The sequence below is a fragment of the Latilactobacillus fuchuensis genome, assembly GCF_900258455.1.
Classification (GTDB): Bacteria; Bacillota; Bacilli; order Lactobacillales; family Lactobacillaceae; genus Latilactobacillus; species Latilactobacillus fuchuensis.
On sequence record NZ_LT984417.1, the window covers coordinates 2006016 to 2027958 of the forward strand.

28 protein-coding genes and 1 riboswitch are annotated in these 21943 nt (G+C 42.3%); of the genes, 22 read left to right on the top strand and 6 right to left on the bottom strand.

From position 1 onward, the window contains the following. Positions 1 to 147: 147 nt before the first annotated feature. A complete protein-coding gene (locus LFUMFP_RS09575; protein ID WP_035439012.1) occupies positions 148 to 351 on the bottom strand; it encodes a hypothetical protein in 204 nt (67 codons plus the stop codon). Positions 352 to 533: 182 nt separating this feature from the next. Here LFUMFP_RS09575 and LFUMFP_RS09580 point away from each other — a divergent pair, with 182 nt between their 5' ends. Continuing rightward, positions 534 to 1187 (top strand): MIP/aquaporin family protein, encoded by a 654-nt coding sequence (locus LFUMFP_RS09580; protein WP_025083093.1) that lies wholly within the window; start codon positions 534 to 536, stop codon positions 1185 to 1187. A gap of 436 nt (positions 1188 to 1623) precedes the next feature. Here LFUMFP_RS09580 and LFUMFP_RS09585 read toward each other — a convergent pair whose 3' ends face one another. The 3 genes from LFUMFP_RS09585 to LFUMFP_RS09595 form a co-directional block, all read right to left on the bottom strand. Beyond that, positions 1624 to 2124 (bottom strand): methylated-DNA--[protein]-cysteine S-methyltransferase, encoded by a 501-nt coding sequence (locus LFUMFP_RS09585; protein ID WP_106483558.1) that lies wholly within the window; start codon positions 2122 to 2124, stop codon positions 1624 to 1626. A gap of 98 nt (positions 2125 to 2222) precedes the next feature. Continuing rightward, complete coding sequence (locus LFUMFP_RS09590; protein WP_106483559.1) at positions 2223 to 2882, bottom strand: ABC transporter ATP-binding protein; 660 nt, start codon at positions 2880 to 2882, stop codon at positions 2223 to 2225. A 15-nt stretch (positions 2883 to 2897) separates the two neighbouring features. After that, positions 2898 to 4388: an ABC transporter permease gene (locus LFUMFP_RS09595; protein WP_106483560.1), complete on the bottom strand. Its 1491-nt coding sequence runs from the start codon at positions 4386 to 4388 to the stop codon at positions 2898 to 2900. A 281-nt stretch (positions 4389 to 4669) separates the two neighbouring features. On the opposite strand from LFUMFP_RS09595, the gene LFUMFP_RS09600 reads away from it, so the two are divergent. Next, complete coding sequence (locus tag LFUMFP_RS09600) at positions 4670 to 5569, top strand: helix-turn-helix transcriptional regulator (protein WP_233210649.1); 900 nt, start codon at positions 4670 to 4672, stop codon at positions 5567 to 5569. Here the strand turns inward: LFUMFP_RS09600 and LFUMFP_RS09605 are convergent. Both LFUMFP_RS09605 and LFUMFP_RS09610 read right to left on the bottom strand, forming a co-directional pair. Beyond that, positions 5559 to 5912 carry a BMC domain-containing protein gene (locus tag LFUMFP_RS09605; protein ID WP_025083098.1) on the bottom strand — a complete coding sequence of 118 codons (354 nt, stop codon included), beginning with the start codon at positions 5910 to 5912 and terminating at the stop codon, positions 5559 to 5561. The two genes, LFUMFP_RS09600 and LFUMFP_RS09605, sit on opposite strands and share 11 nt — an antisense overlap. 18 nt (positions 5913 to 5930) lie before the next feature. Further along, entirely contained in the window at positions 5931 to 6464 is a 534-nt protein-coding gene (locus tag LFUMFP_RS09610; RefSeq protein WP_025083099.1) for an NADPH-dependent FMN reductase, read from the bottom strand. A 400-nt stretch (positions 6465 to 6864) separates the two neighbouring features. Here LFUMFP_RS09610 and LFUMFP_RS09615 point away from each other — a divergent pair, with 400 nt between their 5' ends. The 20 genes from LFUMFP_RS09615 (at position 6865) to LFUMFP_RS09710 (ending at position 21910) form a co-directional block, all read left to right on the top strand. Continuing rightward, a complete protein-coding gene (locus LFUMFP_RS09615; protein WP_025083100.1) occupies positions 6865 to 7158 on the top strand; it encodes a BMC domain-containing protein in 294 nt (97 codons plus the stop codon). 11 nt (positions 7159 to 7169) lie between these two features. Then, positions 7170 to 7979 (top strand): propanediol utilization microcompartment protein PduB, encoded by an 810-nt coding sequence (gene pduB / locus LFUMFP_RS09620; protein WP_025083101.1) that lies wholly within the window; start codon positions 7170 to 7172, stop codon positions 7977 to 7979. Between the two features lie 18 nt (positions 7980 to 7997). Then, positions 7998 to 9662, top strand: a complete 1665-nt coding sequence (locus LFUMFP_RS09625; protein ID WP_106483608.1) for a propanediol/glycerol family dehydratase large subunit — start codon at positions 7998 to 8000, stop codon at positions 9660 to 9662. Between the two features lie 30 nt (positions 9663 to 9692). Beyond that, a complete protein-coding gene (locus tag LFUMFP_RS09630; RefSeq protein ID WP_025083103.1) occupies positions 9693 to 10394 on the top strand; it encodes a propanediol/glycerol family dehydratase medium subunit in 702 nt (233 codons plus the stop codon). Positions 10395 to 10415: 21 nt separating this feature from the next. Beyond that, positions 10416 to 10934, top strand: coding sequence for a diol dehydratase small subunit (locus LFUMFP_RS09635; RefSeq protein ID WP_106483562.1), 519 nt, complete (start codon positions 10416 to 10418; stop codon positions 10932 to 10934). A gap of 26 nt (positions 10935 to 10960) precedes the next feature. After that, positions 10961 to 12793, top strand: coding sequence for a diol dehydratase reactivase subunit alpha (locus LFUMFP_RS09640; RefSeq protein ID WP_025083105.1), 1833 nt, complete (start codon positions 10961 to 10963; stop codon positions 12791 to 12793). 2 nt (positions 12794 to 12795) lie between these two features. Then, positions 12796 to 13128, top strand: a complete 333-nt coding sequence (locus tag LFUMFP_RS09645) for a glycerol dehydratase reactivase beta/small subunit family protein (protein ID WP_025083106.1) — start codon at positions 12796 to 12798, stop codon at positions 13126 to 13128. Between the two features lie 15 nt (positions 13129 to 13143). Continuing rightward, a complete protein-coding gene (locus LFUMFP_RS09650; RefSeq protein ID WP_025083107.1) occupies positions 13144 to 13491 on the top strand; it encodes a BMC domain-containing protein in 348 nt (115 codons plus the stop codon). A gap of 22 nt (positions 13492 to 13513) precedes the next feature. After that, positions 13514 to 13792, top strand: a complete 279-nt coding sequence (pduA, locus tag LFUMFP_RS09655; RefSeq protein ID WP_269843917.1) for a propanediol utilization microcompartment protein PduA — start codon at positions 13514 to 13516, stop codon at positions 13790 to 13792. 46 nt (positions 13793 to 13838) lie between these two features. After that, positions 13839 to 14480, top strand: coding sequence for a phosphate propanoyltransferase (locus LFUMFP_RS09660; protein ID WP_056950724.1), 642 nt, complete (start codon positions 13839 to 13841; stop codon positions 14478 to 14480). A 22-nt stretch (positions 14481 to 14502) separates the two neighbouring features. Beyond that, complete coding sequence (gene pduM, locus LFUMFP_RS09665) at positions 14503 to 15012, top strand: PduM family microcompartment protein (RefSeq protein ID WP_106483563.1); 510 nt, start codon at positions 14503 to 14505, stop codon at positions 15010 to 15012. Then, positions 14997 to 15272: a EutN/CcmL family microcompartment protein gene (locus tag LFUMFP_RS09670; protein WP_025083110.1), complete on the top strand. Its 276-nt coding sequence runs from the start codon at positions 14997 to 14999 to the stop codon at positions 15270 to 15272. The genes pduM and LFUMFP_RS09670 overlap by 16 nt, the downstream gene beginning before the upstream one ends. 11 nt (positions 15273 to 15283) lie before the next feature. After that, entirely contained in the window at positions 15284 to 15862 is a 579-nt protein-coding gene (locus LFUMFP_RS09675; protein ID WP_025083111.1) for a cob(I)yrinic acid a,c-diamide adenosyltransferase, read from the top strand. Next, positions 15862 to 16335 (top strand): GlcG/HbpS family heme-binding protein, encoded by a 474-nt coding sequence (locus tag LFUMFP_RS09680; RefSeq protein WP_035439013.1) that lies wholly within the window; start codon positions 15862 to 15864, stop codon positions 16333 to 16335. Before LFUMFP_RS09675 ends, LFUMFP_RS09680 begins: the two co-directional genes overlap by 1 nt. A gap of 1 nt (position 16336) precedes the next feature. Next, entirely contained in the window at positions 16337 to 17758 is a 1422-nt protein-coding gene (locus LFUMFP_RS09685; RefSeq protein WP_025083112.1) for an aldehyde dehydrogenase family protein, read from the top strand. A gap of 21 nt (positions 17759 to 17779) precedes the next feature. Further along, on the top strand, positions 17780 to 18898 hold the full coding sequence (locus LFUMFP_RS09690; RefSeq protein ID WP_106483564.1) for a 1-propanol dehydrogenase PduQ: 1119 nt from the start codon (positions 17780 to 17782) through the stop codon (positions 18896 to 18898). Between the two features lie 33 nt (positions 18899 to 18931). Continuing rightward, positions 18932 to 20113 carry an acetate/propionate family kinase gene (locus LFUMFP_RS09695; RefSeq protein ID WP_025083114.1) on the top strand — a complete coding sequence of 394 codons (1182 nt, stop codon included), beginning with the start codon at positions 18932 to 18934 and terminating at the stop codon, positions 20111 to 20113. A 27-nt stretch (positions 20114 to 20140) separates the two neighbouring features. After that, the gene (locus LFUMFP_RS09700; protein ID WP_025083115.1) at positions 20141 to 20485 is read left to right on the top strand and encodes a BMC domain-containing protein; all 345 of its coding nucleotides are present in this window, start codon (positions 20141 to 20143) and stop codon (positions 20483 to 20485) included. Then, positions 20460 to 20590: riboswitch (cobalamin riboswitch) on the top strand. Its footprint overlaps the gene before it by 26 nt. Before the next feature lie 104 nt (positions 20591 to 20694). Continuing rightward, positions 20695 to 21123 carry a EutP/PduV family microcompartment system protein gene (locus tag LFUMFP_RS09705; protein WP_035439015.1) on the top strand — a complete coding sequence of 143 codons (429 nt, stop codon included), beginning with the start codon at positions 20695 to 20697 and terminating at the stop codon, positions 21121 to 21123. 13 nt (positions 21124 to 21136) lie between these two features. Further along, entirely contained in the window at positions 21137 to 21910 is a 774-nt protein-coding gene (locus tag LFUMFP_RS09710; protein WP_025083116.1) for an inositol monophosphatase family protein, read from the top strand. The last annotated feature ends 33 nt before the right edge of the window (positions 21911 to 21943 follow it).

Sequence of the window (21943 nt, forward strand, 5' to 3'; positions counted from 1 at the left end):
CGCCTATTAGCCTAAAAAAAGAAGCATCTGTCTAATCGGCAGATACTTCCAAAACGTTCACTTGAATCGTTCACCAACACCAGTTGACAAAGACCCAAAATAGCTTAGGACCAAAACGTCAAGAAAACGTTGGCCTTAAGCTATTGGCTAGTAAGGTGCATCGGCTGGATTGCCGTATTCAAAATGCTGATTAGATTTAGGATTCGGTTTAGCATCGGGTAATAGACAAGTGTAGCGAGTACCATCAGGACCTTCAGCTAAAAAAATACGCGTAAATTGATTTTCAGTTTCAATGACTTTACAGTTTTCATGCGTAATACCATAGACATCAGTGACTTGCGTAATAATCATCTCTTTTAATTGGATTTTTGCGGCGAGGATTCTAACCGCGTCTTACTTATAAGTATAGTTGTTTCGGTAGATTAATTCAAATTTCTGAACTAATAGTGCTAAATAGGAGCTGATTGTTCACAATTTCTGGCGTTATGTTATAATTAACCGGGTTCACAATATAGAAAAAAGGGAGTTTAACAATGCGGAAATATGTAGCAGAATTAATTGGTACTTTTATGTTAGTATTCGTGGGGACCGGGGCAGTGGTCATCGCTAAAGGCGATACGTTAACGATTGCATTAGCTTTTGGTTTAACAGTGACGGTGATGGCTTACGCTTTTGGCGCTATTTCGGGTGGTCATTTTAATCCAGCGGTTTCGATTGCGATGATGATCAATCAACGTTTGTCAGTTAAAGATGGGATTGCGTATATCGTGGCCCAATTTATCGGTTCAGCATTAGCTTCTGGTTTGATGGCGATTTTAATCAACGCTTTAAGCTTGAGCAAGACCGGGTTCGGTCAAACTGATTTTCCTAAAATCGGTGGCGGCGTTGCCTTCTTAGTTGAAACGGTTGTGACATTTGCCTTTATCCTAGTAATCTTGATGGTCACTAGTAATCGTTATGGCAATAGCCAAATGGCACCTTTAGCCATTGGTGTGACTTTGAGTCTATTAATCATCGTGGCGTTGAACTTAACGGGCGCTTCATTAAACCCTGCCAGAAGTTTTGGACCAGCCGTTTTCGCGGGTGGTGCTGCTTTAACCCATTATTGGTTATACGTCGCCGCACCAGTTGTCGGCGCCATTTTGGCCGCATTAGCGGGTCAATTATTCGGTAGCGAAGAAAATTAATTTTAAATAAGTAAGTGTGTTGAGTTGCGGGTAGCAACTGAGCATTAACAAAAAATACCAGTTATCTTGAACTTAAGATAATTGGTATTTTAGGTTAAGCGGAAGTTGTTGTAACTCAAAAGCACGTTATCATCGAAGTGTCGTCAATCACGGGTAGTTTCGGAGCATTAGCCTAGTTCCGTGAATAAAGTCCGTACTTTGGACTTTGTTTGCGAAACGTCGCTAAGCACACGAAACTGTGAGTGACTGCACGTTATAAAGAAGTGCTCACACAAGCGGTTTGACCTCGAGCATAACCTAAGAATTGCCCATATGATTTGAACTTTAATCATATGGGCAATTCTGTCGTTAGGCGGAAAGGTCTGCTTGAGAAGCACGTTATCGATTACCTGTTAACCCAAAACATCCGTTGCCATTAATCGGCAACGGATGTTTTTTAATGGTGGGGATTTTGTTCCAGTTCAAGTAGTTGCCGTTTCAGGGCTAATCCGCCGCGATAACCGCCGAGAGCGCCATCTTTACGTAGGACGCGGTGGCAAGGAATTAACAGCAATAATGGATTACGACCAATTGCGGAAGCCACTGCGCGAATGGCGGTCGGTCGACCAATCTGTTGGGCAATCTGACTGTAGTCGCGTGTTTGCCCGTAAGGAATTGTTTGAAGCGCAGTCCAAACTTGGCGTTGTAGATCAGTCCCGCCAATCAGATCAATCGGCACAGACCAATTGGTTGTTTGACCAGTCCAATAGGTTTGGATGGCGGTCACAAATGGCGCGAGTCGCGCTTGGTCTAAAACCAATTGGTCAACGGCTATAAAATGATCGATCTCAGTTAGGGATTGATCGGGACTACCGACGAAACAAAGGCCAGCATCGGTTGTTGCGAGGTAGTAGCGCTGAGTATCCAGACTGCATTCACCATAGTAGATTGTCGTCATCGTAACCCCGCCTTTTTTAGATAGTGTAGCCTAAATAAGACCAAAAATAAACGCAATGCCCTCGATTGATTGTTGGGACGTTGCGTTTATTGGATGAATTAAGAAACTTCTTCGAACGTTTTATTTTGAAGATGGAATTGAACGTCACAACTAGCGGCGACTTCTTTTTCATGAGTGACGAGAATCACACATTTTTGCTGATCGTGCGCTAATTCTTGGAAAAGTTTGATAATTTCTTGGGTATTGGTCTCGTCTAAATTACCGGTTGGTTCATCAGCAACGACGACTGGTGCGGAACAGCACATTGCGCGAACGATCGCGATTCGCTGTTGTTGGCCACCAGAAAGTTTCTGAACGTTTTTACGAGCCAGCGCTTCATCGATTCCGACCTTGGTCAGCATATTGAGGGCGTATTCAGTCGGATTATCTTGAGTTGAATGGGTGATCTGCATGGCGGTTAAGACGTTATCCAAAGCTGACATGTAAGGTAATAGATTATAGGCCTGGAAAACAATCGATACATAGCGATTGCGGTATTGCGTTAAGCCAATTTTTTGGAGTGAAGTCCCTTCGTAAAGGATTTCACCACGCCGCGGTTTGTCTAAACCGGCCAACATGGTCAGCATCGTCGTTTTACCGGCACCACTGCTACCAATAATGCCGTACAGACGGCCGGCTTCAAAGTCTAAATTGACATCTTTATAGAGTGTGTTGGCTTCTGTATCATACCAATAACTCACGTTTTTAGCTGTTAACATCATCATTCCTCCTAGTTATCCGATTAGAATTTTTCGTGGCTCAAGTCTGAGAATATTGGCTGAAGCGAGTAGTACGGCAAAGGCGATAATCGTAAAGCCGAATGCGCCTAGTTGAAGTAAGGTGACCGCACTGATTTTCAGTTTGAGATCACTACTCTTGACGGCTTTGTTAGCCGTCGTTTGACCGGCTTGTTGCATTTGACCACCGGTTTGTTTGCCACCTTGTTGACCACTAGGGGCTTGACCACTGCCACCAGGACCGCCAGCTTGACTGGTGGTTGAAGTCGAGGTGGTGGTTTGACTTGAATTAACCGAAGAAAGGACCTGTTTACTCAAGGCATTGCCGGCGAAGCGGCCACCGATTCCGGCGAGGGCTAGGCTGACCACGAGCAGCATTAACATTTCGACGAGCAGTTGACCAATAATTTTGGCACGACCTTCACCGAGTGAGAGGAGTACGCCCATTTCATAACGGCGTTCGCGAACCATTAGGATGATGATTAAAGCTAAAATAATCGTGCCGGCAATTGCCACTAACCAAACGATTTTGTTGGCGAAACTGGCCATTTTAGTCATGGATTGTTTCAAAGCTTGATAAGTACTATCGTCAGCCGTCAAACTGAATTTTTTCGTGTTGACGAGTTTCTTGGCTGATTTCAAGAAGCTGGTTTTCTTAGTTGGATCACTGAGTGTATAAGTCGCGCTGTCGACTTTACCCGTTTGGCCTTTAAATTGGTTGGCTAACGTATAAGACGTGTAGATTGTGTTGGATGGATCACTTTGTTGAGGACCCATGCTCGTGCTGCTGGTTGAGCTGGCTTTATAGATACCAACGACTTTTAATGTATAAGCGGTCTTACCGGTCGTCGTTGCTTTAACTTTGACGGTATCGCCAACACTTAAGCTGTTTTGTTTCGCTAATTCAGATTCGATCACGACGTTTTTAGTACCGACGTCGCTACTATTTAAAGCACGGCCTTTGGTAATCTTATTGGTGCTATTCTTGAAGTCGGTTAAGGTACTCATGTTGAGCACCCCAGTAACTTGTAAATCACCAGTGCTCGTTGATGATGTGGCTTCACTGCCTGGGCCGCCGCCACCCATCATGGTGCTATTGCTAGAAGATGAGGTGGTAATCGCATCAATTGAGGAAGCGTTGACCGAAGTGGTGACGGAAACGTTGTAGTTAGCAACGGCCTGCAATTTGGCAATCTTTTTAGCACTCGCCAATGAAACGGACGGCATCGACAAAGTCGGTTTCGTGGTTTTATCAGTAGAGGTACTCGTTGATTTACGCATCTTCGAGAAGGCTTGCTCCCGATTAGCGGTCAGTGAGACGGTGGCTCCGACCTGTTGTTTGGTGGTATTGACGGTGGTAACCGCAGCGTTTCTAATTAATAAACCGGCCATGATGAAGATCATGATCACGGTCATCACAATAATTAGTAGCAAGCTGCGCCCTTTTTTGAAAATGACATTTTGCCAAGCACGCTTGATAAAATTCATGGATACGTCCTCCTTAAAAAACTTGATGAAATTAATTTTAGGCGGATTGTTAGAATAAACTGTGAATTTTAAAGGGGGATTTAGTGGCCTTTCTTGGAATAATTACGATTGGTTGCGGTGATTATTGACTATTAAATAAACGGGGCTGGCTGTCGATTAAATAACAGTTATCATTAGTGAGTCGTTGCAATCGCCGATAATATAGGGTTTTCACCAGGCTAGTTCTATTAACTTGTTATTGCTAGGCAACCTGTAGTATATTTATTACAAATAGCATTTGATTGTTAGTAACTGGTCTATTGATGAAGGAGGGGATTGCTTTTCGTGAAGTTGACATGCATAAATTGATTTTTGCGAATAATCAGTTGATTCCGAATTCTTTGGCACGGTACGCGAAGCTTGGCAATGTTATTTTATACATTGTCGATATTGAAGGTCATCTTGTGACTCAGGTTTACGGATCACTTGAAATGGAACCAGCGATGCTGATTAACAATGATGTGGGAACAGATTTAACCGTTAGCGGTGTTCAACAGCACAATTATCAACTGGAACACACCTCGTTACCGTTAAAAGTGCCTAATTTCAATGAAGTCGTGGGCTACAGTTGTTGTGCCCAGTACATTGATAAACACCAATCAAAAGACTTGAGTTATCGGGAAGAAGCGGCCGCTCAGTTAGAAGAAATTAGTGAAGTCGTCCAAGATGTTGTCCAAAATTATTTAAAATTAAACCTATTGATGGCCGGTCAAGAGCAATTTGTTTTTGATATTCCAGAAACGACGAATGTTCCGGTGGTCGATAATGAAGAATCCCAAACGTCAGATATCATGGACCAATTACGGCATTTAGCACTAACCAATGCAATGATTATTTCGGCCGTTCAATTTATTGATGAAAATATTGAAATGCCGTTGACCTTAGACAAAGTGGCCGCCCATGTCTATCTATCCCCCTATTATTTTAGTAAGTTATTTCATAAAGAAACTAATTTAAGCTTTTCAACGTATTTGAGTGCGCGTAAGATTCAAAAGGCAACGGATTTATTGACCAATAAAAAACTAACCGTCAAAGAAGTCGCCAGCCGGCTGAACTTCCCTCAAGTTAGTTATTTTAGTCAAATATTTAAAAAATATATGCAGTGTACGCCGTCTGAATACCGGAAACAGGTTAACTCTTAGTGATTTCCGTCACGGTGAAATCAAGCTGTTTTCGGAAGAAGTCAATCACGGCTTCGAGACTGGCGTGAATGTCGGAAACGTTGCCAGTGATAAAAACTGAACCGCTGAAGCGATCAACAAAACCGACTTCAACCGCGCCGGATTTCAAGGCCTGGTCGCCGGCAATGATGGCGGCTTCCGATGGCGTAATCGTGATAATGCCAATGGCGTCGTGACAGTCTTTTAACCCTAATTTATCGTAAAGATCTTGAGTTGGGCTAGCCACGATGTGGGCTAAAGATAACTGTTTGCCAGGGACGTATTCCTGAATAATCCGTTCTAGTCCTGATTCATGTGATTCCATAAGATTGACCACCTTGTCTTAATTATTTTGAATGATCGTGCTGAATTCTGTACAAATATTGTGCAGGATTTTTTTAGTTTCTTCATTGATTAATTGACCATCAGCATCGAATTGCGTGGCCGCATTTGCGACCAAACATTCAGTTTGATGGGTCAATCGGCAATTGATAGCCGGTGACGTTAAAATTTCACGAAGGTGTAGTTGGGCACGAATGGTTCCCAATGGCCCACTCGAAGCACCGATTAACATCACTGGTTTATTCTGTAGAATTGTTGCGTCCAATGAACACCAGTCAATTAGATTTTTAATGTTGGCCGGCACACTATGATTGATTTCAGTGGTGGCGATTAGAAGTCCATCGGCATCTTTAATGGTGGCACGGGCGTATTGCACGTCGGGTGTAACGGTGGTTGTTAAAAAGGGTAGTTGATCAATCGCTAACGTTTGAATTTGGAAACAATCGACCGTTTTAATTTTAAGATAATTAATTAATGCTTGATTATAGGAGTGGGCACCGTGACTGCCACTAATCGCAACAATTTTATAAACCATGAATATCAAACTCCAATCTAGACTATTCTAGTTAAAATATGCCAGTCAATCGATTGTTTTTCAATTAAAAATAATGAAACCGCTTAAAAAACAACAGTTTAAGGCTATATTGGCCAAAAAAATAACAATTTCATTAGAAATAGTCACAAATAGTGTTGAATTGTTAAATAATCAACAACTTTGAAAGCCCTTTTATTGAAATTGAGCGGGGATGCCTAATTTTTGACAACGCACAAACACTTGCTATGAAAGCGGTTGCTAATCGTTAAGGTGGCTAACGGCCTTAATTTTTAACATATTCTTCTTTAGCACGCAATTTAAAAGAACAATTTTTTAATAACCGTTTTTATTATAATGTAAGTGTATTCATAATAAAGAAAAAATTCTGGAGGTCGTTCAAATGTCATTAGAAGCGCTAGGTATGATTGAAACTAGAGGTTTGGTCCCATCAATTGAAGCAGCCGATGCAATGGTTAAAGCTGCAAATGTTAGCTTAGTTAATCAAGAAAAAGTGGGCCATGGCCTGGTTACAACAATGGTTCGTGGTGATGTTGGTGCCGTTAAAGCTGCTGTCGACGCTGGTGTCGTTGCTGCTGAAAGTATCGGCGAAGTTGTTTCAAGCTTCGTGATTCCTCGTCCACATGATGAAATTGAAAAATTAATTAAAATGCAATCGAAACTTAGCCAAGAATAAGGGGCTAAAAAATGGCAGATCAAAATGATGCGTTAGTAAAGCAGTTGTTAAGTCGTGTTTTGCAATCAGTTGATTTGGACGATGCAAAATCAAAATTAACGAGTGAGGTGAATCAAATGAAAGACGCTAATATTAATTTGACAGAATTTGTTGGCACAGCACCCATCGGCGATACGATTGGGATGGTGATTGCCAATGTCGATCGCGGCTTGTATGCCAAGTTACATGTTGAAGGTGATTACCGCGCAATCGGGATTCTATCAGCAAGAACGGGTGGTGGCCCCCAAATTATGGCCGCTGATGAAGCTGTTAAAGGGACTAATACGACAGTCATCAGTATTCAAATGCCACGAGATACCAAGGGTGGCGCTGGTCACGGTTCTTTAATTTTAATCGGTGGGGATGATGTTTCTGATGTCCGTCGCGCGGTTGAAATTGCTTTGGAAAATGTACCGAAGAAGTTCGGTGATGTTTATAATAACGAAGCTGGTCATTTGGAATTACAATATACAGCGCGAGCGAGTCAAGCATGTCATCTCGCATTCGGCGCACCAGAAGGTCAAGCTTACGGTTTAATTGCCGGGGCACCAGCTGGCATTGGTGTGGTGATGGCGGATGCTGCTCTAAAGGCCGCTAACGTTGAAGCAATTGATTTTGCATCACCAAGTTTTGGAACAAGTTATTCAAATGAAGGAATCCTACACATTACTGGGGATTCAGGCGCCGTTAGACAAGCAGTTATTTCAGCTCGTGAAGTGGGAATGCAATTGCTTGGGACTTTAGGCGAAACCCCAATTAATGATTTTCCTTCATATATTTAGGAAGGTGTGGTGGCAAATTTGAAAAGACAAAAAAGAGTTGAAGCATTAGAAAAACGACCAGTCCATTTAGATGGCTTTGTCGATGAATGGCCTGAAGAAGGTTTAATCGCCATGGAAAGTCCAAGCGATCCCAAGCCAAGCGTCAAGGTAGTGGCTGGCAAGATTGTTGAAATGGATGGTAAGTCTGAAGCAGAATTTGATTTAATTGATCAATTTATCGCAAAACACGCGGTAGTCGCTAAAGATGCTGAAAAAGTTATGGCAATGGATTCTTTAAAGATTGCCAAAATGTTAGTGGATCCAAATGTGCGTCGGGAAGAAATCATCCCAATTACAACGGCGATGACCCCTGCTAAGGCAGCTGAAGTTATTTGTCAGTTAAACTTTGCTGAAATGATTATGGCCACGCAAAAAATGCGTCCCCGTAAAATGCCAGCAACCCAAGCGCATGTGACGAATATCAGAGACAATCCAGTATTGTTAGCAGCGGATGCTGCGGATGCCGCATTACGAGGCTTCCCAGAACAAGAAACAACCACAGCCGTTGCGCGTTACGCACCCTTAAACGCCATTTCAATCATGGTTGGTTCACAAACGGGTCGTCCAGGTGTTATTACGCAATGTTCAGTTGAAGAAGCCATGGAATTAAACTTAGGCATGCGCGGGTTTACCGCTTACGCTGAAACCATCTCGGTTTACGGGACTGAACAAGTCTTTACCGATGGTGATGATACACCTTGGTCTAAAGGTTTCTTAGCTTCTTGTTACGCTTCTCGTGGTTTGAAGATGCGTTTCACTTCTGGCTCAGGTTCAGAAGTCATGATGGGTTATGCTGAAGGTAAATCAATGTTGTATCTCGAAACCCGTTGTATTTTTATTACTAAAGGTTGCGGTGTTCAAGGGTTACAAAATGGGGCCGTTAGCTGTATCGGGATTCCCGGTGCCGTACCATCCGGTATTCGTGAAGTGTTAGGCGAAAACTTGTTATGTATGATGTTGGATATTGAATGTGCTTCTGGGAATGATCAAGCCTTTTCACATTCTGATATTCGTCGTGCTGAACGGTTACTCGGTCAATTTATTGCCGGGACTGATTACGTCTCATCTGGTTATTCATCAGTGCCTAATTATGATAATACTTTTGCCGGTTCAAATACCGATGCAATGGATTATGATGACTATTACGCTATGCAACGTGATTTGAAGATCAATGGTGGGATTATTCCAGCCAAAGAAGAAGATTTAATTAAAGTTCGAAATAAAGCGGCCCGTGCGCTACAAGCGGTCTTTAAGGCGCTTGATTTACCAGCGATTACGGATGAAGAAGTTGAAGCAGCCACTTATGCGAATACCTCTCAAGATATGCCAGAACGTAACATGGTTGAAGATATGAAAGCCGCACAAGGCGTCTTAGACCGAAATATCACAGGTGTTGATGTGGTTAAAGGTTTGTATGAAGGTGGCTTCCAAGATATCGCTGAAACGGTCTTGAAATTGTTGCAACAACGAATTGCCGGTGATTTCTTACAAACATCAGCGATCTTTGATAAAGATTGGAACGTCATCTCAGCTGTTAATAACTGCAATGATTATCATGGACCAGGTACTGGTTACCATATTGATGACGACTTATGGGAAAAGATTAAAGCGGTCCCAATGGCCATTAACCCATCAGACGTCTAATAACTGTTTAAGAAGGGAGGCCAGTATCAGATGGTCGAAGTAAATGAAAGTTTATTACGTGAAATTGTTAAACAAGTGATTGCTGAAACAAAACAAGCTGATCGAAAAGTTGATTTTCGCAAAGAAGCCCAATCAACTGAACAACCAGCTGTCGGAATGCCAGCTGCCACAGATGCACCATTAGTTTTGGATTGGTTTAAACGTGTGGGAGTTGCTAAAAAAGGGACGACAACCGATGAAGTTGTGATTGCCGTTTTACCTGGATTCGCAGAACACATGACTGAAAATATGACTGGTATTTCACACAAAGAAATCCTAAGACAAACAATTGCCGGCATCGAAGAAGAAGGTTTGAAGGCCCGAGTGATTAAAGTCTATCGGACGGCTGACGTTTCGTTTGCCGGTGCTGAAGCGGATGGTTACTCAGGATCAGGTGTCGCGATTGCCATTCAATCTAAAGGGACGACGATTATCCATCAAAAAGATTTGGAACCTTTATCAAATCTAGAACTCTTCCCACAAGCACCCGTATTAACGCCCGATACTTACCGGACGATTGGTCGCAATGCTGCTCGGTATGCAAAAGGCGAATCACCAACACCAGTGCCAACGGTCAATGATCAGATGGCGCGGGTTCAATACCAAGCTAAATCAGCTTTGATGCATATTAAGGAAACGAAATATGTGGTCATCGGAAAAGCACCGGAAGAAGTCGAACTGAACTTTAATTAGTGAAAGAATGTAGGTGAAAAAATGACTGAAATTAATGACTTAATTAATAAAATCGTTAAAGAAGCAAGTCAACAAGTTGCTGATAACCAAACGGCGACAGCAACGCCAACTGCTGACAATCATAAGCCAATGACGGCCGATGACTATCCATTATTTAAAAAGCATCCAGAAATGGTCAATGCGCCTAATGGTAAAAACGTTAAAGAAATTACAATTGAAGCGGCAATTTCTGGCAACGTTAAACCGGAAGATTTGCGGATCGCACCAGCGACTTTAAAGGCGCAAGGTGAAATTGCTGAAAGTGCAGGTCGAGGTGCTTTAAAGAGTAATTTTGACCGAGCTGCTGAATTAACCGGGATTCCGGATGAACGTTTACTAGAAATGTATGGGGCATTACGGCCATACCGTTCAACTAAACAGGAATTACTCGATATTGCAACTGAATTAGAAGATCAATACGGTGCTAAAATTACCGCCAACTTTGTCCGCGAAGCAGTGGATATGTACGGTATTCGTAAGAAATTCAAAGGGGATAATTAAGTTATCTCAGGTGAGGACTGATTAATGTGAAACGAGTTATCGGTGTTGACATTGGCAACTCATCAACCGAAGTTGTGTTAGCAGAGATTGAAACGAACCGTGGCATTCAATTTATCGATTCGAATATTGCTGAGACGACTGGGATTAAAGGGACTAAACAGAATCTGTTAGGGATTAGAAATGCCATCAATGGGTTGTTAGAAAAGTGCCAAGTAACCATTGAACAGGTTGATTTAATCCGGATTAATGAAGCAACCCCAGTCATTGGGGATGTTGCGATGGAAACCATTACCGAAACGATCATCACTGAATCAACGATGATCGGTCATAATCCCAAAACCCCAGGCGGATTAGGATTAGGGATTGGTTATACCGTGCAACTAACCGATTTATATAATCAGACGGATAAAAGTCGGCAATACATTGTCGTTGTGCCTAAAACAGTTGATTTTGCTGATGTTGCCCAGTTGATTAATCTGTACCAAAAAACGGGCTATCAAATTACCGCTGCCATTTTACAAGCTGATGATGGGGTCTTAATCAATAATCGATTGGATCAAACGATTCCAATTGTTGATGAAGTCGCCTTTATCGATAAGATTCCGTTGGCTATGTTGGCGGCCGTTGAAGTCGCTGATAAAGGGAAAGTCATTACCCAATTATCAAATCCATACGGAATCGCGACGGTTTTTGAATTAACGTCAGACGAAACAAAAAATATTGTGCCGGTTTCACGGGCATTGATTGGCAATCGTTCAGCCGTCGTGATTAAGACGCCTGAAGGGGATGTCAAAGCGCGTGTGATTCCAGCAGGTTCCATCACGATTAATGGTGATGGTCGCACGCAAACCGTCGATTTAACGGCGGGGGCCGATAAGATTATGGCTGCTGTGTCGACTTTTAACCACATTGATAACGTGGTTGGTGAAGCCGGGACGAATATCGGTGGTATGTTGGAACGGGTTCGCCAGACGATGGCGGAATTGACTAATAAGTCATTATCCGAAATCGCCATCCAAGATTTATTGGCGGTTAGTACCTCAGTGCCAATCGATGTCAAAGGCGGACTAGCCGGCGAATTTTCAATGGAACAAGCCGTTGGGATTGCCTCAATGGTCAAGTCAGATCATTTACAAATGGCGATGATCGCGACTGAAATCAAAAAAGCCTTTCAAGATGTGACCGTCGAAATTGGTGGGGCTGAAGCCGAAGCTGCGATTCTAGGGGCCTTAACGACGCCTGGGACGAGCGCACCGATGGCGATTTTGGATTTAGGGGCTGGATCAACCGATGCGTCGATTATCAACGCTAAGGGCGAAACGGTCGCAATTCATCTCGCTGGTGCTGGCGACATGGTCACGATGATTATCAATTCTGAATTGGGCATTGACGATCAATATTTAGCGGAGGATATTAAAAAATATCCATTAGCTAAAGTTGAAAGTTTGTTCTTTATCCGCCATGAAGATGGCAGTGTTCAGTTCTTTGATAAAGCATTATCTGGTAATTTATTTGCCAAAACAGTCGTTGATACACCAACCGGTTTTGTTCCGATTCCGGGTGATCTCAGCATTGAAAAGATTAAAAATATCCGACAAACCGCTAAAAAACGGGTCTTCGTTGCCAACGCGATTCGGGCGTTGAAACACGTTAGCCCAACAGGCAACATTCGCGACATTCCGTTTGTTGTGATTGTGGGTGGCTCAGCGCTTGATTTCGAAATTCCGCAATTAGTCACTGATGAATTATCACACTACAACTTAGTGGCTGGCCGCGGGAATATTCGTGCCATCGAAGGGCCTCGTAATGCGGTGGCGACCGGGTTAATTCTAGCGTATGTCGAAAGTTTAGAGGGTTAGTCATGACCAAAAAACCGGAAATCATTATTGCTAGCGGTGACGATGATCAGCGGATCCAGGCGCTTTTATACGGGATTGAGGAAGAAGAAATTCCGTTTAAAGTCACGACCGTGGCGGTTGAAGAACCAATTGCTCGGGCGTACGAAAGTGCTATTGAATCTCAATTATCTGTCGGGATTGCCTACGATCAATCGTTTGCCTACTTACATTTTAAAAATTTGCCACCTGAAACGCCTTTATTTAAGGTTAGTTTAGACGATCAAGATCAGCTAAATCGATTGGGCGCCAATGCTGCCCGATTAGTGAAAGGTGTGCCGTTTAAAGAGATTGAATAAAGGAAGTGTCAAAATTTGAACGCATTAGGATTAGTAGAAGTTGTTGGTTTTTCTACGGCGGTCTATGTAGCAGATGCCATGGTTAAAACAGCCGATATTACGATTACGCGGTTAGAAAGAACCAAAGGTGCTGGCTGGATGACAATTTACGTCAACGGCGATGTTGGTGCCGTTCGCGCTGCCATTTCAGCGGGGCAAGAAGCCGCTGAAAAAGACGATAAATTCGTGACAGCCGAAATTATTGCCCGGCCAACTGAAGAATTGAGTCGCTTAGTGAAACCGACTAAAACAGCACCAGTTGCTAAAGAAACGGTCAAAATCAACACTGAAGTTAAAAACAAGAATAATAAAACTAAAAAATAAACAACCCTATTAGGAGGAAATTATTATGAATAACGCATTAGGAATGATCGAAACAAAAGGTTTAGTCGCAGCAATCGAAGCAGCAGATTCAATGGTGAAAGCAGCTAACGTTTCATTAGAAGGCTACGAAAAAATTGGTTCAGGTTTAGTAACAGTTATCGTTCGCGGCGATGTTGGTGCCGTTAAAGCAGCCGTTGACGCTGGTACTGCCTCAGCTGAAAACGTTGGCGAAGTTGTTTCTAGCTATGTTATCCCTCGCCCACACACTGATGTTGAAAAAATCTTGCCTAACAACAAATAAGCAACAGAATTTAAGCATGATTAATTAAGCTGGAGGCAAGAACAACATGGATGAAAATCAATTAAGAGCCATTATTCGTAAGATTATTGACGAAGAATTAAATGGCGTCCCAACTATTCCGGTCGGTGTGTCTAATCACCATATTCACTTGAGTGATGCCGATTTTGAACGGTTATTCCCTGGACAAAAAATGACGGTTTTCCGTCAATTGAAACAACCTTCTGATTTTGCATCAGAACAAAAGGTCACATTAGTTGGCCCGAACGGCGTTGAAATTGAAAATGTCCGAATTCTAGGACCAACTCGTGCGCATAGCCAAGTTGAAATTTCAAAAACTGAAGCATTCCAACTCGCCATTGATGCCCCAATTCGGTTATCGGGTGATTTAGAAGGTGCGCCTTCAATCAAAGTTAAATCTGAAAATGCTGAAATTACGATTCAAGGTGTGATTGTGGCTAAACGCCATATTCATATGAGTTTACAAGATGCCGCTAAATTCGGCGTTAAATACGGTGACACGGTTCAAGTTTCAATTGAATCCGATGATCGTAAACTAATCTTTGATGATGTCTTAGCACGTCCGCGTGAAGATTTCATCTTAGAAATGCATATCGATACGGATGAAGCCAATGCTGCCAGTGTTGGCCCGAACACAATTGCACGTATCGTCCAACCTAGTCAAGATTAAGATTTGAAAGAAGGCGTCGCTAATGAAGCCAGATGTTGATCAAATTGTTAAAGCAGTGGCTGAAATGTTAGCCAAACGCGCTAATCAGGTACAAAAAATTAGTATTGAAGCAGCTTGTCCTGATGAAAGTCTTTTTCTAAGCTATTCGACCATTATTATTGAAAATGTTGATTTATTATTTTTAAAGACTTTATTGACACTCGATCCAGAGAAGAATAGTTGGGTTAATTGGTTTCAAAAAGGGTTTAATTATGACATTCATTTTGAAATGCGAATCGGTTTTCAAGACATCAATTTAATACCATGGTCGCTGTTAACCAAGTGGCCGATTCAGTTTACGAGTAAAGATCAACGTTCAATTGTCGTTATTAACCATCCGCATATTAGTTATGCGGATGTGATGTTAATGAAAAAGGCGAGCGTGTTAGCCAAATTAAAGGCACAAAAGTTGACGGATTTAGCGCAAGAATCACTTGCTAAAAGCCAGATACCGATAATTGAAAGGATTGACAGTCAATGTATATGGGAGTAGTTGTTGGCAGTGTTGTAGCCACTCAGAAATCAACATCGTTAGTTGGTAAAAAATTAATGATTATTCAGCCAATTAATAGCGAGCGGCAACCAGTGCGCTTTGAAGAGGTCGCCGCTGATACGGTCGGCGCGGGGATCGGTGAAACGGTCTTATTCGTCAGAGGAGCAGCTGCTCACCGGAGTTCAATCCAATCCATTAATGACGATCAAGATGTGACGGATGCGTCAATCGTTGCAATTGTTGACCGATTTGATAAGTAGGTGAGTTTTAAATGGCCATTTATACTAAAACGGGTGACAAAGGAACGACCGCCTTATTTGACGGTCGGCGGGTTAAAAAATATGCAGACCGTGTCGAAGCTTATGGCACAGTCGATGAATGTAATAGCCAAATCAGTGTTGCCCAAAAATTTTGTCAAATCCCCAGAAATATTGAATTATTAGAAACGATTCAAAATAATATGTTCATCGTTGCCGGCGAATTAGCCAGCGAGGATCCGGATAAGTTTTATGGTAAGAGTCAGCAAGTCACTGAAACCGATATTCATTTATTGGAAACCGTGATTGATGAGTATACCAACGCCTTACCCGTCATTCATGAATTCATATTACCCGGGAAAAGTGTTGCCGGGGCGCATTTACATTTAGCGCGTTCGGTTTGTCGCCGAGCAGAACGCTTAGTGGTCAAGATTAATGATGAAACAACGATTCGGCCAGATCTTCTAAAATATATTAATCGGTTATCCGATTTCTTCTATATTCTAGCGCGGGCCGAAGATGATTACGCACAAAAAGAACAATTAATAGATACGGTGATTGAACGTTATCGCCAAAGAATCGAGGCCAAATAATGGCAATCGAAAATATTCTCACAGAGATTCAACAAGCAATTACCAATCAAGATGGCCAATCAATTTTTGCTAGAAAAGCGTTGCAAAAGGCGTTCGACGCCGGCGAAGATCGGGCTAATCAGTTAGGTGTCGGGGTCACGATGTGTGTGACGGATGCCAACGCTAATCCGATTGTGCTCTATCATATGCCCAATGCTAATTTGGTCAGCTTAACACTCGCACCAAAAAAAGCGTGGTCTGCGATTGCGATGAAAATGCCCACTAAAGAAATTAGTGAACAAGTGCAACCAGGCGCACCCTTGTACGCCATGGAAACCATGCTAGATGGCAAATTAGTTTCATTTGCTGGTGGGATTCCGTTAGTGATTAAAGACAATATTATCGGCGCAGTTGGTGTCAGTGGCGGGGCTGTTGAAGAAGATCAAAGCATCTGCCAAACGATTGTGAATAAAATTTTAGAGGGAGTTCAGTAACATGGATAATTTAGAAGCAAAAATTCGAAAGATTTTGGAAGAAGAACTCAGTTCAAGTCTTTCAACTAACGCTAGCACGACAACAACGATTGCCAGCAATGGCACTAACGGGATTTTTAGTAATGTTGACGATGCCGTTGCTGCTGCCAAAGTCGCTTGGGAAGATTACGTTGATCAACCAATCGAAATGCGCAACAAAGTGATTGATGCGATTAAAGAAGGTTTCCGTCCACATATCGAATGGATGGCCCAACAAATTAAAGAAGAAACAGGTATGGGCACGGTCGATGCTAAAATCGCTAAGCTCAATAACGCACTTTACAACACACCTGGTCCTGAAATTTTACAACCAGAAGCTGAAACCGGTGATGGTGGTTTAATCATGTACGAATACGCGCCTTATGGTGTGATTGGTGCAGTTGGCCCAAGTACGAATCCTGCTGAAACCGTGATTGCTAACGGAATCATGATGTTAGCTGCCGGCAATACCGTCTTCTTCGGTGCCCATCCGGGTGCTAAAAATATTACGCGTTGGACAATCGAAAAATTAAACGAATTCGTTTATGAAGCGACTGGTTTGCAAAACTTGATGGTTAGTATCGACAAACCAAGCATTGAATCTGTTCAACAAATGATGGCCCACCCAGACGTTGCTTTATTAGCCGTTACTGGTGGCCCAGCTGTTGTTCATCAAGCAATGACTAGTGGTAAAAAAGCAATTGGCGCCGGTGCTGGTAACCCACCAGCAATGGTTGATGCGACTGCTGATATTAGTTTAGCAGCGCACAACATCGTTGATTCAGCGTCATTTGATAATGATATTTTATGTACTGCTGAAAAAGAAGTCGTTGTTGAACAAGCTGTTAAAGACGAATTAATTCGTAAGATGCAAGCAGAAGGGGCTTTCTTATTAAAGAACAAACAAGATATTGATAAGTTAGTTAAAATGACGATTCAAGAAAATGGCGCACCTGATCGTAAGTATATTGGTAAAGATGCCACCTTTATCTTGGACCAAGCCCACATTTCTTACACGGGTCAACCAACGTTAATTATCTTAGAAGCTGATTGTGAACATCCATTTACAGTGACTGAAATGTTGATGCCAATTGTCCCAATCGTTAGCCAACCTGATTTTGACAGTGTTCTAAAGACCGCCGTTAAAGTTGAACAAGGTTATCATCATACGGCTTCAATTCATTCACGCGATCTTGTTCAAATCAACCGGGCAGCTCATCGCATGAATACCTCAATTTTCGTCGTTAATGGTCCGACTTATTCAGGGACAGGTGTTGGGTTTACTGGTGCCTCAGCATTAACGATTGCAACACCAACTGGTGAAGGTACGACAACCGCTAAATCATTTACACGTCGTCGTCGTTTGAATTCACCACAAGCATTTTCATTAAGATCATGGAACTAATCTAGAGGAGGTACCGGTCTTATGTCAGATTTTCACGTGGGGACGCAGATTTATTCAGGCCAAACTGCCTTAGATCAATTAGATACGATTATGAATCAACACATCATGTTGGTTTGCGATCCGTTCTTAAACGGCAGTGACGAACTGAAGAAAATTACCGCCCATTTTAATACGAATAATACGACTGAAATTTTCGCAGATGTTAAACCGAATCCGCCGTTAACCAATATTCAAAGTGGTGTCGCACAATTCAACCAATTCCAACCAACCGTCATTGTTGCCGTTGGTGGTGGTTCAGCGATTGATACCGCTAAAGCGATTCGTTTCTTCGGTGAAAAAGTCAGTGAACATAAAATTAATTGTTTCATCGCGATTCCAACCACTAGTGGGACGGGCTCTGAAGTCACGAACACGGCGGTTGTTTCAGATGAAAAAAATAACGTTAAATTTCCAATTATTGAAGATTATTTAATTCCGGATATTGCACTTTTGTACCCAGAATTAGTGATGAGTGCGCCACAGTCAGTCTCTGCCTTTTCAGGCTTGGACGTTTTGACGCACGCCTTAGAAGCTTTGGTCGCTAAAGATGCAAATCTGTTCACCGATGCTTTAGCTGAAAAGGTCATCAGCGTCATCTGTCACGATTTAACCAAGGTTTATCAACAACCCACTAACTATGAATTGCGAGATGAAGTGCATCAAGCCTCTAACGCGGCCGGTATTGCTTTTAATCAAGCTGGGTTAGGGATTACGCACGCGATTGCTCATCAATTAGGGGCTGTCTTCCATGTACCGCATGGTTTAGCTTGTGCAATGGTCTTACCATACGTTGTTGAATATAATGCCCAAGATCCTAAGAGTCGGGCTAAATATGCAACGGCCGCACGTAAAGCCGGGCTAATCAACGGGAGTACCAGTGATCAAGTGGCCGTCAAGAAGATTGTTTATCAAATTAAAGCGATGATGCGGGCGATGAATTGTCCACAATCATTGGTTAAGTTTGGGATTAAATCAGCCGACGCTAACCAAGCGATTGACCGAATTGTTTCGGCTGCTAAAACCGACGGCACTTTCCCAGGCAATCCGATTGTCCCAACAGATCAAGATTTAACCGCAATTTACAAGAAAGTGATTGGGTAAGACTAATCACGAGTGATTAAAGGGGTTTTATGAATGACAGCCAAAATATTAGCAATTAACTCAGGTAGTTCTTCGCTTAAATTTAAATTATATTTAATGCCAGCTGAAGACGTGATTGCCAGTGGTCAAGTGGAACGAATTGGCCAAACGCAATCACAATTCACAATGAAAACACCGCAACAAAAAATTGAACAAACCTTGCAAGTTAAAGATCATGTAACCGCAGTTCAATTAGTGATTGATCAATTATTAGCACAAAGAGTAATTGAAGCAATGACTGAAATTAACGGTGTGGGTCATCGAATTTCAAATGGTGGGGATTATTACCAAAAGGCCGTCGTGATTGATGATTTAGTGGAACAACGAATTGACGAAATGGCCACTTTATCGCCATTACACAATCCAGTTAATCTACTGGGGATTAAGGCGTTTAAACAAATTCTACCCAACACGATGCAAGTTGCCATATTTGATACGGCGTTTAATTCGACGATTCCTAAACAAAATGCATTATATGCGATTCCATATGAATACTACGAAAAATATGGTATTCGCAAGTATGGTTTCCATGGGCCTAGCCATCAATATATCACTGAACAGGTCCAGGCGTTATTCCCAGCGAAAAGTCATAAAATTATCAGTTGTCATTTAGGGAGTGGCGCTAGTATTTCAGCCATTCAAGATGGTCAAACGCTGGATAATTCAATGGGCTTTACACCGTTAGCGGGTCTCATCATGGGCACGCGTTCTGGGGATATTGATCCACAAATTGTGCCATTTCTAGAAGAACAAGAGGGGCTTAGCTCGGCTGAGATTAAAGCCGTTTTAAATGGAAAATCTGGGTTGCTCGGGATTTCAGGTTATTCGAACGATATTCGTGATTTAGAAGAAGCCTCAGCTCGCGGTAATCAACGGGCCACTTTAGCCTTACAAATGTTCGTCCACCGGATTCAAACCTATATTGGTTCGTATGTTGCCGAATTAAACGGGGTCGACACGATTGTGTTTACCGCTGGCATCGGTGAACATGACGGTCTGATTAGAAGTCAGGTGATGGCCAATTTTGATTATTTGAACGTTAAGATTGATGAACAACAGAATCAAGCAAATGCATTAGTCATTAGCCAACCAGACAGTGCCGTGACAATTTTGGTGATCCCAACCGATGAAGAAATTGTGATTGCACGCGATGTCTATCGACAGTTAATGAAATGAACAGCACCAGTGGAAAGGAACCCTAAAATGACGTCACAATTAAAACGAGTTATCCAGGAATCCGTTCCGGGTAAACAAATTACAATTGCCCATATTATTGCGAATCCTGAACCTGCGATTCTAGATAGTATCGGGGTAAATAAGCGCCGAATCGCGTTAGGCATTATGACGATTACCCCACCAGAAGCGGCGGCAATTGTTTCTGATATTGCCTCTAAAGCTGGCGCAGTGGAAATTGAATTTATTGATCGCTTTAGCGGGTCACTCGTATTATCGGGTGAAGTGAGTGATGTCGAGTCTGCGATGACGGCTGGTCGCTATTTTCTAAGAGATCATTTAGGGTTCACAATTCCTGAGATTACAAGGTCTTAACGTACTATTACAAAAGAAGGAAACTGGTGTGAACCCAGTGCTGTTCCCGCAACTGTAAACGATATTATATCGTGAGTCAGACACTTCCATAGATTTGCTTTTTCGGGATAAAAAAGTATGAGTCGTACTGTTTTTAATGGGTGCACTCTTTGGTGTACCCATTTTTTTTAAAATTTGACTGGAAACAGTATTAAATGAGGTGTATTAGTATGAAAAGAGCGTTATTAGTCGGTGCGGTCGGTTGTGGTAAAACAACCTTCAAGCAATGTGTATTAGGTGAGAAGCAAGAATACGATAAGACCCAGGCGGTTGAATTTTTCGATAGTATGATCGATACGCCGGGTGAATTCACAGAACATCGTCGTTTATATTCGGCGTTAAACGTGACTGCGAATCAAACGGACGTGATCGTCATGATGCAAAGTGTCCAGGATAAACGCCAGATTTTTTCGCCTGGGTTTTCGTACATGTTTCATAAACCAGCGATTGGTGTGATTACCAAGACTGATTTAGCAGATTCACCACATGATTTGGATTATATTAAACAGCAACTGCAATTAGCCGGGGCCGATGATATTTTTACGATTTCATCGCGGACGAATCAAGGGATTGAGCAACTAATAAATTATTTAGAGTAATGGGTGAAGTTGGATGTATGACGAAAAACAATTAGTAAGTCGTGTCACAACATGGGTCTTAGCGTGTGCCGAATATGCACGTCAAAATGTTGAACAGATTCAAGATATTAAACAAAAGAGTGGCGAGTACGATTTAGTCACTAATTTAGATACAACGATTGAAGCTAAAATTGAGGCCCAGATACACAAACATTATCCGGATGCTTTAATTATTGGCGAAGAAGCGCCTAAACAACATCTGACCACAGCGCAAGGGTTAACTTTTTTTGTAGATCCAATTGATGGAACGCTCAATCTAGTTAAGAAACGTGATTGTTTTGCCATTATGATTGGGGTTTACGATGGTGAACGGCCAATCTGTGGCGCGATTATGGATGTGATGAAAAATCAATTGTATTGGGGTGGTCCCAATATCGGCGTTTATTGTAATGATACGCCGGTCACGCCACCAGAAGATAGTTTATTGAAAGACGGTTTAGTCGGCGTCTCTTGGCGCCAATTTTTGGGCAATCGGTTTAATGAAATTAAAATTGCACAAAAGAGTGCGGGCATTCGCGTGATGGGTAGTGCCGGCCTCGAGTTTATTGAAATTATGAATGGGAAGCATATTGCTTACCTAGCGACTTTGAATCCTTGGGATTTTGCGGCGGGACAAATTTTAGCCGAATCCTTGGGCCTGAAGGTCGTCAAAACGGATGGTAATCGGTTAAATCGCTTCAAGACCAATCACATTATTGCAGCGACACCAACCGCGTATCAACAAATTAGAAGATTACAGCATTTTTAGAAAAATAAGATTTTGGAGGTCAGTTAAATGAAT